This is a genomic window from uncultured Chitinophaga sp., assembly GCF_937898475.1.
Lineage (GTDB): Bacteria > Bacteroidota > Bacteroidia > Chitinophagales > Chitinophagaceae > Chitinophaga.
The window spans coordinates 98551-112680 of the sequence record NZ_CALEJS010000041.1; the positions used below are offsets into that span (position 1 = coordinate 98551).

Genomic DNA, 14130 nt, shown 5'->3' on the forward strand with positions numbered 1-14130 from the left:
GCTGTTAAAGTGAAAGGTTCAAACCAAAAACAATTGTTCTTGCCATTGGGTATGCGGCCCAATCAAAGCCCGGTGTTAAGGTGGAATTGCGGGTAGATACTTCAGGATCACGGCCGGAGTAGCGGGTCCAGGTGTACAGGTTCTGTGCAGTAAGGTAGAGCCGGAGGCTTTTCATCTTATACCGCTTCATCAAATGCGCAGGCACCGTATATGCCAGGCTTACGGTTTTCAGCCGCAGGTAGGAGCCGTCTTCTATTACGCGGGAGGAGTAATAGCCCGGGCCCTGTCCGTTGGGCCGGTGCAGGGTATTGGAAGGATTGTCGGGCGACCAGTGATTTACATAGCCTGCGTACTGGTTCACGCTGGGTGTGCCCTTTCCATTGCCTTCAAATACCAGGCGGTTGGCATTCAGGATATCGTTACCATATGACCACTGGAAGAAGATGCCGAGGTCGAAACCTTTGTAGGAAAAATTGTTGGAAAAACCGCCTTTATGAATGGGCAACGATCGTCCTATTACTGTAAAGTCTTTTGCATTTACTACGAGGTCTCCATTAAGATCTTTGTATTTAATATCCCCCGGTTTGATGTTATTACGTTCTACCCCGTTGGTGGTGATATTCGCTTTCAGAAAATAACGCCCGTCTCCGCCCTTATCAAAGTCTTCATACTGGTATACACCATCCCATACGGCGCCATAAAACTGTGCTACCGGCGCTCCTATCTTAGCCATGTACAGCGGGAATCCCCAGCTGGCATCCCACAGCACAGGTGTGAGGATAGATTCCTGGTTTTCTGAGAGGCCCAGCACTTTATTGCTGTTAAAACTGATGTTGAAGGAGGAGGTCCATTGAAAATTGCGGGAGCTCAGGTTCACTGTATTAAAGGTAAGCTCCAGGCCCTGGTTCCGCATTTTGCCGATGTTCTTATACCCTTCGTCAAAACCGGTGGTGTAGGGCAAAATAGCGTTCAGCAGCAGGTCGTTGGTGGTTTTGCGGTAGAGGTCTGCCGTGAAGGAGATCCTGTCTTTAAACAGGCCCAGATCAAGCCCCAGGTTCAACTGCGTGGTAGTTTCCCATTTCAGGCCCGGGTTGCCCAGGGTTTGCAGTTTAACACCTGCCACCGGTATGCCGTTATTGAATGAATAGGAAACGCTGGTGGGTAATGCCAGCGTAGAGAGATACGGAAAATCGCTTACACGGTTATTACCGGTGGCCCCATAAGAGATCCGTATCTTGGCCGCTGAAACAGCGGACAGCTGCCGCATAAACTTTTCTTCGCCAATACGCCAGGCAAAGGCGCCGGAGGGAAACCATCCCCACTTGTAGCCCGGTGCAAACTTTGAAGAGCCATCGTTACGGATGGAGGCGGTAAACAGGTAGCGGGCGTTATAAATGTAATTGACCCTGCCCAGGAAAGAGGCCAGGGTATTTTCAGAACGCTGCGAAAGCACATTCTGGGTAGCGCCTTCGTCCAGCGCATCAATGCCCAGTGATTCATTGAGTATCTGCGTTGCCGTTAGCCGGTAGAGGGAGGTTTTCGTACCCTGTGCCGTGAAGCCCGCTACGGCAGTCAGCTGGTGATGCCGGTTGAAGCTCCTGTTGTAGGTAAGCGTATTTTCATTGAGCCAGTTGCTGAGCATACCGTTACTAACGCTGCCGTTGGGCCCTTTGATATTATAACGCGGGTTACCGGCGGACGTAAAGGAATTATAAAAAGATTCTGCTCTTGACCAATTGTTATTGATACCACCTGAGATCCGTAAAGTGAGGCCGGGCATGATACGATATTGCAGGTAGCCGTTCACTGTGAGGTTGTTGCCAATGCGGTTATTGATCTCATTTTTTGCTGAAAGCACGGGATTGATGCGATAGTCTGCATTAACCAGGCCATCTACCGCCGGATCATAGAGCTCGTCCAGCAGGCTGCTGCTGTCGTTTCCGGCAACAGGACGGTATGCCAGCGCCTGGAACATGAGGTTCACGGAACCCGCAGTAGCGCCGGAAGAAACGATAATGCCAGACGACTTTGTACGGGCATAGTTAACGTTAACGCCTACCTTGAATTTGTTGTTCAGGGTCTGATCCAGCACCAGTCTGCCCTGGTAACGGCTAAAGCCTGTATGGATGATCAGGCCCTGCTGGTTAAAATTATTCAGGGAGATAGCGTACTGCGTTTTGTCTGTCCCCCCGCGGATGGACAGGTCGTGGTTCTGCATGGGGGCCAGGCGTAACAGCTGTTCCTGCATATCCAGCCCTGCTACGTTCCTGTAGTCTTCTACGGTTTTACCATCCTGCAGGTAAAGATCAGCGGCATTGGGTGCGCTGAGCATCTGGTATTTCACAAATTCATAGGCGTTCATCATCCGTGGCCTGTTCATATCCTGCTGCAGGCCAACATAGGCATTGTAAGTGATCACGGGGTCTCCCTTCTTTCCTTTTTTGGTGGTGATGATGATCACGCCGTTGGCGCCCCTTGAGCCGTATATCGCGGTAGCGGAAGCATCTTTCAGGATATCGATGGATTCGATATCAGACGGGCTGATCACGTTGTTGTCAGGATTTTCAATAGGGAAGCCATCAATTACATACAACGGAGAATTGTCCTGTGTAATTGAATTGGCTCCCCTTATTACTATATTGTTGGATGAACCAGGTTGGCCGTCGTTGGCGGATACCTCCACCCCTGCCACTCGTCCGGCAAGAGCATCATCAAAGGATTTCACGGGGGCTTTGGAAAAGTCTGACATATTCACCTGGCCTACGGAGCCTGTCACATCTTTCTTCTGTGCGGTTCCGTAGCCAATTACTACAACCTGGTCAAGCCCCGTGATCTGGTCTTCCATCACAACGTTCAGGGCGGAACGCCCGCTGAGTGCAACTTCCTGCGGTTTAAACCCGATATAGCTGAACAACAGCGTTTGATGCAGATCCGGCAGTGCCGTAACAAAGATCCCGGCTTTATCGGTAACGCCTTTGGTGGCGCCTTCTTTGGTACTAACGCTTACGCCTGTAAGCGGCTCGTTCTGCATATCGGTTACCTTTATCAGCACCTGCTGCTGCCATGCTGCAGGGGCGGCAGCAGCCCCGGGACGCTGCGGCTCCTGTTTCTTCAGTACAATACTGCCGTCGCGAATGGTCCAGTCTATCTTTTTATTCTTCAGCACCTGGTCCATCACTGCAGACAGCCCCGCCTGATCAAACCGGACATTCATTCTCTCGGTATCATCCAGCAGCTGGTTGGAATAAAAGACGGTCAAACCTGTCTGCTGTTTGATGGCGCTGAATATTTCAGCAATGCTGATACTGTTACTGCTCAGGGTTACACGGGAATTGTGCTGGGCAACACCGGTAGAGACCTGGGCCGTTAACAGGCAAAGCAATATCTGCAGGCGCACACGGCGCCCATTTTGTAACAGTTTTTTCATAACGCTGACAATCGTTTTCGTTTACATCAACGTGGAGTGCATTTACTAAAAGACTGGATTATGGAAAAAATGGGTGAAGGGATGAGAATAATGATATTTTTTTAACAAAAATACCGGGAGCCTACGTAAAGCATAGGAGAAGCCTGTGTAAAGCCTATGTGAACCCATAGAAAAGCGGGTAAAAAAATACGCTTTACTTGAACCCTGCCGCTTATTTGAAGTGCAGGGTACCGTTGCTGAAATAATACTGTACGCCTGAAGTGATCTCCAGGTTGGTGAGGAAAGTCTCCAGCGGCTTGTTCTTTTCAATGGAGCCGGAAAAAGTTTGCCGGGCCAGTGCAGGATCATCAAATACGACATTTACATCAAACCAGCGGGGCAGCATCCTGGTAATTTCTCCCAGGGGGGCATTGTGAAAATAACGTATGCCCTGCATCCAGGCCAATGCAATGGCCGGGTCAAAACGCTTTGTTTCAAATCCGGGGCCGGAGCGATAAATGGCCTGCTGTCCGGGGATCAGGCTTACTTCCTGGTTGCCTGCTTTTGTAATCACCTTACCGTCTACCAGGGCAAGTGTGGTAATATGATCATCATAGGCATTTATATTAAAAGAAGTGCCCAGCACACGGATGGAAGTTTTGCCGGTGTGAACGATAAAGGGCCTGCGGGCATCTTTCGCCACTTTAAAAAAGGCTTCCCCGGCAAGATATACTTCCCGTTCACCGGTGCTGAAGGAAAAGGGGAAACGAAGTGTTGTTGCAGCGTTCAGCCATACCTCGGTACCATCTTCCAGCACTATTTTATAATCCAGCCGGGCAGGTACGATGAGGGTATTCCAGGCGTGCATCATGGTCTGGGTGCTGGCATAGCGCAGTTTATTACCCTGTATATTCAGTGCTGTGGCGCCTATGTTCAGCTGACGGGCAGCGGTATCAGAAAGGTTAACGCTGGCGCCGCCTGCCAGCGTTAACTGTACGCCGGGGGGCATTTTAACTGCTAATGCAGGTTTAGCGGCAGGTGCTGTTGCAGGGCGAAAATACCACCAGGAAATGAACAGGCATGGCAGGCATACTGCTGCTACAGCCATCCATTTTTTAGGAAAAAAAAATGAGCGCCTGCTTCCTGCGCTGGTGCGGAACCTGGCCGCAACCTGCTGCCAGGCCTGTTCATCATCCAGCCTGTTGAAAAACGCCTTTCCCTTACCGGTTCCCAGCTCATGCTGCACCTCCTCCCACATCCGGAGGATCTCCAGGTCATTCCTGATGGCGCTTTCGATCAGGGCGTTATCTGCCTCGCTGATCGTTCCGGCAAACTTTTCAATCAGCAATTCCCGAATATGTTCTTTATTACATTCCATCGTATACAAGACGTTATTTCAGAAAAAATGGGTGAACCTACCTAAAATTCATAAATCCCGCGCGCAGCTCTTTCACCGCCAGTTTAAGGTGTGTTTTAACAGAATTGGTGGTGATATGCATGATCCTGGCGGCCTCTTTGTACTTTTTCTTTTCCAGGTATACCAGGTTGAAGGCCTGCTGCCGCTGCGCGGGCAGCTCATTGATAATGGCATGCATGTTCTTCTCTGATTCATGCTCGAGTACAACATTCCGGTCTGTTTTATAATCCAGCGTGCTTACATAACGGTGAAGCCGCTTGTCATTGACCTTCTTCTTCTCTAATGCCATCAGGCATCTGTTCTTAACGGCAATGTAAAGGTAAGACTTCAGGGATGTGCGTATCTGGAGGAACAGCTGTTTATCCCAGATCTCTATAAAGAGGGATTGCACCTGGTCTTCCGCCTCCATATCATCTTTCAGAATATAGTACGCATGGAGGTTCAACACTTTGTAATACTTTTTGAACAACTGCTCATAGGCGGCAACGCTGCCTGCCTTCAACTGCTCCAGTAGAAAATTGTCGTCGTTATTCTTCATGGTTATGACGGGTTACAGGGTCTTTTTCATAGGATCTATACCGCTTTACTGAGTGTAACGTTTATAAACCAGTCAGTACTGTCATATTTTTCGCATACGGCGATATTCGTGGCCGCATCTGCAAGATTAGTAAATATTATTTTACCGCCAACGGGCACGCCCGCATAATTTGTATTCAGCCAGGTTTTAGTAAGCGTATTGGGGTCTACCTCGGCGTTAATGTAAGTATAGCCCATTTGCGCGGGCGCCAGGGTACCGTCCAGCGCGGCGGTGCTGATAAAGGGTACCACCATCATAAATGCCAGGTCAAAACCCTCCGTGGCTGCCGCACAATAGATCTGGCCCATCATACCGTCGGGCCCCAGCGAGGTATCTACGCTTGCTCCAATTATCTGCCAGCTGGTATCCACATTATAAAGCACCATGGAAGCAAAGCCGCTGCCGCCATCACTTCTTTCAAACCCGATGGATATATTCTGCGCAGTGCTCAGAGAACGCACTTTGGCATACAGTTTCCACCTGGCTTTAGGAAAGAACTGGTTGATAAGGAATTTATTGCTGCCACTGCCCAGGGGCGAGCGGATAGCCTTTTTACCACTGGTAGGGAAGCGCATATAACCATTCACTTCCAGCAGGGATGGATCGTCAAAGCGGGGCGCGGCGTTGGTCACACCCTGGTAGATATTGGATGTAGCCGGGTAGAACAGTACGCCCCTGCCCTGGTAAGGCGTGGAGGGATTGCCAAAGAACAAATAATCCGGGTAAAAGCCCCCGAAGTTGGTTGGCACTGTATTCTTGTGATAATAACTGATGAAGCGCGCGCTGTCTGTACCATCTGTAGAACGGTTAAAGAGGATGGTATTATTTACGCCCGCATCTGTTACAAACACTTCTTTTACGCCATCTGTAGCAATGGTAATGTGGTTGCCGTCGCCGGTCATTCGCAGGGCCTGCCCATCGTCTATATCCACTTTATCGATCCTGCTGTAATTGGTGGCAATGGTCATATAGCCTGCATTGACAGCGCTGTTGCCGAACTGCATACGTGGGCCGGAGAAAATGGTCATGCTTCTGCCGGAGATATAGACATATTCTTTGCCTGTCATATAAGCCAGATCAAAAGGTCCTTCTGTGAACATGTCCTGGAATGAACAGCTGAAAGGTTCATAACGCGCTAAAGACACATAGCCGAAAATGCGGATAGCTACACGGCTGGTCTGACAGGCCCAGGTATTGATGTGGCAATAAGCCATATTGGGTACGCTGAAGGCTACACGGCGGCAATTGGCGGTGATCAGGTGATTGGCCGCCCATTCATCGCAGGCATACTCAATGGTATGTGCGCCCGCCGGAACTACATAGAGATCCGGCGTACCTGTTATGGTAAGGTTGGTGATAGCGGCGCCGTTGGCCGTTGCCGCCAGGCGGAAGGTAGAGGGCGTTTGTCCCACCACGTAATAGCGGAAACGGGGCCGTATTTCGGCAATGCTGCCGTCGTTAGGGTCAAAGATCAGCGCCACCTGTTTATTGGCTGTATAACCATGCTCTACGTTCGTGGTAAAGGTACCGGTAACAGGGTCACATGCGCAAACTACCCGCGGCGTCATGATATTATGGGTTTCTGAAGTACCGCAGATAATGCCGTAGTCCAGGTTGCGCATTTCCGTTTTAACGCCAAAGTTCACTTTGTAGGCGGCGCCGCTGAAGAAAATGCCGGTATCGCCAAAACCGGCTGCCAGTCCGCCGGTGGTACGCTCAATATAGATCTTATCAAACATGAGCCCTACTACCGCAGGGAAGTGAAAAGCGCAGATGCCTACCCTTTCGCCAAAGAGCCCAATACGAAGATAGTTGGGACGGGCGTCTACGGGGTTGGCCAGGCGCAGGCGCATATTACTGATATAGATCTCTGTGGCTACTACATAACCCGGCTCTCCTACTCCTTTCCAGTAAAATATATCTTCGCCGGCTATATTCTGGACAATCACACGCGGACCGTTACCTTCAACGGTGTATACACCGGTAATATCCACTCTGCCGGTTACATATGTGCCGTCTGGCAGGAACATCACCCTTCTGAAGGAAGCGCCTTTGATATAGGTGGCGCAGTTGTTGAATGCGGCGGTATCGACTGTTACATTATCGCCTTTGGCGCCGAACCATCGTACGCTTACTTTATCTGTTGTGATCACACGGATCCATCTGCCGGTATCGGTACAGTCGTATTGTGCATCCTGTATGGTAACGCCGCCATCGTCAACGGCTGTTGAAGTGGCGTTCCAGAAAAATTCACCGCCGCCACTGTCACCAGGGGTCCAGTAGCCCAGCACGTACACTAATTCGTTGGGGCGGGGCCGTTTGGTATTAGCTCTCAGATCAGCTATGGAGTTAAACTGCATGTTATTAAGTTTTAAAATGAATGCCTCTTGTGATCGATCATCATATAAATAATGACTGCTTTTTACGGAAAAAGGGTGAAGCTATGCAGTGCCGGAATGTGAAATTAAATATATACGTCCCCGTGAGCCTTTCTACAGTACATGATGCGCCTGCGGCTGAGTTTCACTGCCTTTTGTTATATTCTGATCAGGGCAAAGATGTTTGGAACAGGTGTTTACGTTAGTATCCACTGTTTCATAACATGGAGCTTATGCTGTAGTTAAATTTAAGTATTAAACAGTTCACGGCAGTGATGTTGAATTCGCATTTACTGATCAGAATTTAACAAAAAAGCCCATGGCCGCAGGGGGCCATGGGCATCATTGGACATGCTGCAGTAATCTTTAAATAACGGGCACGGGTGCGCCTTCTACTTTATAACGGCCGGTATCTTCCACGCTCCAGTCGTAATTACCGGTGATCCATGAGCGGAGCACGGCTACATAGCGGGACAGTTCGCGATCGGTGATCTCATCAAAAGAAGGCAGCAGCTTTTCAAGTGCGGCAAACAGCCTTACTTCATCATCATGCATACGCACGGTTTCATCTATGGCAGCCTGCATAGAGAGACTGCGTTCTTTCATCAGCGCCAGTACGAGGTTGTGCACATCGCCCTGCTCTGCTTCTTTCCTGCAGGACATGATATCGTTTGTCCAGCAAACGATATTGTTACAGGCCAGTGCCAGGCGTTGAACCATGGCATGTTGCAGTACCTGGTCAGGCAGATCGATCTTTTCACTGATAGACACAAACTCGAGGTCTACAAACAATGCGCCGGTGTAGGGCCGCATGATTACATAGTCTGCCACTGAGGGGGCGCGGCCGGCAGCCCTGTTACCTGCTTCCCAGAGGCATGCCTTGAAATATTCCTCCATACTGCGAATAAAACGCTGGCGCCAGGCAAAGCGGCTCATCGGCAGCAACCGCTGCCAGATATCTGCCAGGGCTAATGCAAAAGCGCCGCCTTTTTCAGGCATGGCTATTTCACGGGTAAGTATCTCCGTAAAATAAGCAGTTACCTCATGAAGGCTGGCGGCTTCGCGGCCCATCTGCGCTTCATCGCAAAGGTCGTCGTGGAGAAATAACCAGGAATTGAAGTTACAGAGAATGCAAAGTTCTTCAAAGCCGGCATTGGGAAATGTTCTGGATACCAGCCAGGCGAATTTTGATCGTTTGAAACGGGCAAGCGCCTCTTCTGTTTTCAGCAACCCGAAGGTTTGGGCCCAGAGGATGTTCTGTTCGTTGGCATTGGCGGCAAAACGGTTTACAAGCGAGGGAAACGGATATTGCATCCGTGGCATTTGGATAGTCTGCATAATAATAAGGGATTTAATGGTTATAAATGGGCCTTTAGCTGTACGCTATCAGCGGTTGTCTGTTGGCAATAGGCATCTGGCAATAGGGCAATTAACGGCCAGCAGCCAGCGGGCGGCCTGTTTGCGGACAAGCAAACGAGTCACTGCATAGCCGTTATAAGTGGAGTGAACGGATATCTGAAGTATAGGAAATGCTGTCACAAGTGATCACCGCCGGCATTATGAGAATAAGGCGCCGGCCTTTGTTGGCATATGTGTTTTAATGGCAAAAACAGTGATCAATCATCTCCATATATGGCGGGCTTAGATTTCCACCGGAATAAATAGCAGCCGGACATGGGGGAGCATGAATAGGGTTCATATGAGCATCATTTTACGCGTTGTGTCTTTTGTTGCTGTGTCTATTGTTGCTGTGTCTTTTTCCTATCATATTATTACGGAGGAAAGCTCAATAGGGTTATTGGCCATTTGCTAATTTGGATGACTTCCCCCCCTCATATGCATTATAAATTTACAAAACTTTTAGTTGAATTTAGTTGAGCAGCCTACATTTGCATTATGGCAGAAGATCTGAATATCGTTAGCGGAAGCAAGACTGAAAAGTACCAGTCGCTCGTTCCGCAAATCAAAGCACTCCTGGAAGGAGAACCCGATGTTATCGCCAACCTGGCTAATGTTGCCGCGGCATTAAAAGAACAATTCGGATGGTTGTGGACAGGTTTTTACCTGGTAAAGGGGGAGGAACTGGTGCTGGGACCTTTCCAGGGACCCATAGCCTGTACCCGGATAAAGTATGGACGCGGCGTATGCGGTACCAGCTGGGAACAGGCCCGCACACTGATAGTGCCGGATGTAGAAAAGTTCCCGGGGCATATTGCCTGCAGCAGCCTTTCAAAATCAGAGATCGTAGTACCGCTGATAAGGAACGGTGTGGTAGCCGGTGTACTGGATGTGGACAGCGAGCAGCTGGATCACTTTGATGAAACAGATGCCCGGTTTTTGGAGGAGATCACGGGCTTATTGGTGCTGTAGAGCAAATTCCAACATCCAAAATCCAAATTCCAGATTTCAAAAGCCAAATTCCAAAGTGCGGAGATTTCTTTTGTATCATTTGGACGTAGCTGAATTTTGGAATTTGGGATCTGGAATTTGGGATTGGGGAGGGCGCAGCGCTTCCATTAAAAATGCCATTCCACCCGTTACCGGGATCATTGGCGCGAAATACCAGCGATCCCCAGCGGTTGTAAATACGAAGCTGGTAGTTGTGGACATCGTCATACATTTTGGGGCGAAAAACATCATTGCTCTCATCACCGTTAGGGCTGAACGCATTGGGCATTATGACAAAACAACGCGGATAGGTAAATGCCGGGCAGCAGGATGATGTGCAGTTGTGGAATTTTCGTTCTGGATATACCTCCCCGTCCCATAGGAAATGATTTGCATCACAGGATCAGGGATATTGACTGAGCATTCAGATGGCAATCAATGACTAGAATAGGACACTAATATAAATATATACATAATCGTAATCTAATCAATAACTTTTTTGATAAAATCCCGGAAAAAGGAATAAAATTTGTAACAGTTCTGGCCTTTAAACAGATTGCCTAATGTTCTTATTCAAGCGGAAATCCAGGGAAGCACTACATAAGGGTCTTTTGTCCTTCGTGGGCACTGATATTCATTCTCATTTAATACCGGCAGTAGATGACGGCGTACAGGATATAGACACCTCGCTGACTTTTATTGAGCAACTGCATGAAATGGGCATAGAGAAGATCGTTACCACCCCACACATCATTCTGGATCGATATCCCAATTCAGTAAACACGCTTACCGGTCCCTACCTGAAAGTACAGGCCGCCCTGCAGGAAAGAGGCATTGACATTCCTTTTTCTTTTGCAGCGGAGTACTATATGGATGAGCAGTTTGAAGAACTGATCCCCTCTTCACCACTGCTGACGCTGGACGGCAAGCTGGTACTGGTGGAAATGTCTTTCATGCAAGCGCCGCCCCAGCTGCACCAGTGGCTGTTCAACCTGATTGCACAGGGCTATCAGCCGGTACTGGCGCACCCGGAGCGTTACTCACATTACCATAACAATTACCATCAATACAGCCAGCTGAAAGACTGGGGATGCCTGCTGCAGATGAACCTGTTATCTGTAACCGGCTATTACGGAAGGCATATCCAGAAGGTAGCAGAAAAACTGATGGCAGACCGGCTGATAGACCTGGTAGGTACCGACCTCCATCATCACCGGCATATGGCTACCATGCAAGGCATTGCAAAGGATAAGAAACTTGTGAAGACCCTTGAACAGTATGGTTTCCGTAACAGGGAACTGATACCAGTATAAGCCTCTTTTAGCGGATATTGTGCTTTTGCAGGAACTCATCGATCAGCGATGCGATCAATGCCCCATCTTCTTCCAGAGCAAAGTGACCAGTATCCAGCAGGTGCAGTTCTGCATGCTGCAGATCTTCCTGGTAAGCATAAGCGCCGCTGGCAGGAAAGATCTCATCGTTCTTACCCCAGGTGATGAGTGCGGGCGGCTGATACTTGCGGAAATAAGCCTGCCACGCAGGATACAAAGGAGGATTGGTGCCGTAGGAATAAAAGAGCGCCAGCTGAATATCGTGGTTACCCGGGCGATCCAGGCCTGCCTGATCAATGATCCAGTTGTCCGGACTGATAACCTCCACATCCCTCACACCGGTAACATACTGCCAGCGGGTGGCTTCCGCGGTAAGCATTCCTTTCATGGCGCTGATGTTGGCAGGATCTTCGGGAGCTGCCCAGTAAGCCTTTATCTGGTCCCAGAAGGGAGATAAGCCCTGCAGGTAAGCGTTCCCATTCTGGATCAGCAGCGCCTCTACCCTTTCAGGATGTTTTACAGCGATACGATACCCAACCGGTGCGCCATAATCCATCACATACAGACTATACTTCTTCAGGCCCTTTGCCGCTATGAACTGATCCATCAATGCGGCAAGATTGTCAAAACTGTACTCAAATTCATTCACTAGCGGCATGGAGCTGTTACCAAAACCCGGGTAATCCGGCGCCAGCAGATGATACTTATCTCCCAGGGCGGCCATCAGGTTCCTGAACATGTGAGAAGAAGTGGGGAAGCCATGCAATAAAAGAAGTGTTGGCCTGGCAGGGTCTCCTGCTTCCCTGTAAAAAATATCCAGCCCGTCTATGCGGATGCTGCAATGCTTTACCTGTGCTGTTGCTGATTGAACGGCTGTTTCCATATCATTTCATTTAATGTACTAAATAGTACAAAATAGATTAAAAAAAATAGTTTTCTCCCACAAATGTATATTATGTACTTAATAGTACAAAATAAATTATGAGGAATTATTTAAGCATCTGCTTAGTGCTGCTGATGCACATACTGTCCGTTAATCTTATATACCGCTACCGCCTGCGAGAGATATACCAGCTGGAAACTGGCAGGAATGCGGTTGCTGTTCTTATGCAGCAGGAAGGAGAATTGTGGCAGACAGGTAGCTGCCCAGCGGTCATAGATAAGATAATCTACTTTCAGATCGTTCACGTTAAGGGTAGAGGGAAAGCGGGGGGCATGGTCTCTCACTTTAAAACTCATGCCCTGGTAGGTAATAAGCCCGTTCAGATCGCCTTCATAGTAAGGCGGCAGCATCACATACCTGGAGCGTAAATAGTATGCCCTGGCAGGATGAAGGGTCATCACCACTTTATGTTCCAGGTTTCCTTCCTGTGCTTTAATGGCCGCTGCAATCTGCCCGTTCTCTTCTATACCGGCTGCATCTGTCATGTAATTGTTCAGCGACCAGTTAGTGTAACATACATCCACTACTACCACCAGTACTATCACTGACAGCATAACAGGCCGGTAGTTCTTCCTGAAAAATCCCGTGGCCGGGCGCAGGCGGTATATGGCGTAAACGCCGTATATCATTACCAATACGATCCAGCTCAGGAAAACTTCTCCAAAAACAAATGCCTGCGATACCAGCAGGATGTAAACTGCCAACGCTACTAACACCGGGAGGAACAGGCGATCACGCCACAGGAGTACTCCCCTGCTCCGGTACCCCCTGTACATGAGCAGGAACAGGGAAGCGATGCAAATGATGCCCGTTAGCTGGCTCTTTGCCACAATGTATAGGATACTTTTGACAACATTCCTGGAAAAGTTAAGCAGGTAATCTCCCGGCCGCTGTGCTATAATATCTCCTATTGACTGCACATGATCTATGCCTGACCAATACCACCACCATCTGCTGCCGGCGCCTGAATATACACCGGCGCCTACATTCATATATTGCCAGGTTGAGAGCGGTGATCCGTTATCGAGATAGTTAACGGCCCACCAGGGGCTTGACACCAGTATAAAACCTGCGAGGATGACCAATGCGTATCTGAACGCCAGCCGTGACGGATAAAAGCAGAAAACCGTGCATGCAAAAGCAGGAACAAGTGAATAGCTGGTATAACGGGAAAGCCCTGCCAGTCCGCATACCAGGCCTGTAATGAAGAATCGTGCCGTACTGTCTTTTTCCAGGCTCTGTAACAATAAAAAGATGGCCAGTACATAGAACAGGGTATCCAGCATATGGTTCTCGGCCTTGATGCTTAAGAGCACAAACATAAAATTGGTAGCAATGAGGAGCTGTGCAAGGCAGGCAACCACATGGTTCTGCGAAAGTTTGTATACAAACCTGTGCGCTATCCAGAGCAAGAAGGAAGCAGACAGCACGGAGATCATCCTCGCAGCGGTTGCACCATCCAGCCATCTGCCCAATATGCCGCTCAGTAAGGGGAAGAGCGGTGGCCAGAAATGAGAACCCCATCCGCGATAACCGTTGCCGCGAAAAATATCTTCACCGGCAAAGTAATGCATAGCGCCATCGAATTCGACAAAGCCATAGTGCTTATCTGCAACGATCGTCATACATATTCCATAGAGAACAGGAATCAGCAACCCATTGTACAATATCTTTTTCACAATGAAGGAAT

10 protein-coding genes are annotated in these 14130 nt (G+C 49.0%); 2 read left to right on the forward strand and 8 right to left on the reverse strand.

Annotated elements, in window-relative coordinates; genetic code table 11:
• Window positions 1-4: 4 nt before the first annotated feature.
• The 5 genes from Q0577_RS24830 to Q0577_RS24850 form a co-directional block, all read right to left on the reverse strand.
• Window positions 5-3427: a TonB-dependent receptor gene (locus tag Q0577_RS24830; protein WP_298741149.1), complete on the reverse strand. Its 3423-nt coding sequence runs from the start codon at window positions 3425-3427 to the stop codon at window positions 5-7.
• Between the two features lie 211 nt (window positions 3428-3638).
• Complete coding sequence (locus Q0577_RS24835) at window positions 3639-4784, reverse strand: FecR domain-containing protein (protein ID WP_298741151.1); 1146 nt, start codon at window positions 4782-4784, stop codon at window positions 3639-3641.
• A gap of 37 nt (window positions 4785-4821) precedes the next feature.
• Window positions 4822-5361 carry a sigma-70 family RNA polymerase sigma factor gene (locus Q0577_RS24840; RefSeq protein WP_298741153.1) on the reverse strand — a complete coding sequence of 180 codons (540 nt, stop codon included), beginning with the start codon at window positions 5359-5361 and terminating at the stop codon, window positions 4822-4824.
• Window positions 5362-5396: 35 nt separating this feature from the next.
• A complete protein-coding gene (locus Q0577_RS24845) occupies window positions 5397-7760 on the reverse strand; it encodes a hypothetical protein (RefSeq protein ID WP_298741155.1) in 2364 nt (787 codons plus the stop codon).
• Window positions 7761-8144: 384 nt separating this feature from the next.
• On the reverse strand, window positions 8145-9116 hold the full coding sequence (locus Q0577_RS24850; RefSeq protein WP_298741157.1) for a terpene synthase family protein: 972 nt from the start codon (window positions 9114-9116) through the stop codon (window positions 8145-8147).
• 558 nt (window positions 9117-9674) lie between these two features.
• Between Q0577_RS24850 and Q0577_RS24855 the strand changes: the two genes are divergently transcribed.
• Window positions 9675-10148 (forward strand): GAF domain-containing protein, encoded by a 474-nt coding sequence (locus Q0577_RS24855; protein ID WP_298741159.1) that lies wholly within the window; start codon window positions 9675-9677, stop codon window positions 10146-10148.
• Here the strand turns inward: Q0577_RS24855 and Q0577_RS27275 are convergent.
• Window positions 10126-10455, reverse strand: a complete 330-nt coding sequence (locus Q0577_RS27275) for a gliding motility-associated C-terminal domain-containing protein (RefSeq protein ID WP_366885059.1) — start codon at window positions 10453-10455, stop codon at window positions 10126-10128. The genes Q0577_RS24855 and Q0577_RS27275 overlap by 23 nt on opposite strands.
• 274 nt (window positions 10456-10729) lie before the next feature.
• On the opposite strand from Q0577_RS27275, the gene Q0577_RS24860 reads away from it, so the two are divergent.
• A complete protein-coding gene (locus Q0577_RS24860) occupies window positions 10730-11479 on the forward strand; it encodes a CpsB/CapC family capsule biosynthesis tyrosine phosphatase (protein WP_298741162.1) in 750 nt (249 codons plus the stop codon).
• 7 nt (window positions 11480-11486) lie between these two features.
• Here Q0577_RS24860 and Q0577_RS24865 read toward each other — a convergent pair whose 3' ends face one another.
• Both Q0577_RS24865 and Q0577_RS24870 read right to left on the reverse strand, forming a co-directional pair.
• Entirely contained in the window at window positions 11487-12380 is an 894-nt protein-coding gene (locus tag Q0577_RS24865; RefSeq protein WP_298741164.1) for an alpha/beta hydrolase, read from the reverse strand.
• 122 nt (window positions 12381-12502) lie between these two features.
• Window positions 12503-14119, reverse strand: coding sequence for a glycosyltransferase family 39 protein (locus tag Q0577_RS24870; protein WP_298741166.1), 1617 nt, complete (start codon window positions 14117-14119; stop codon window positions 12503-12505).
• Window positions 14120-14130 lie beyond the last annotated feature (11 nt).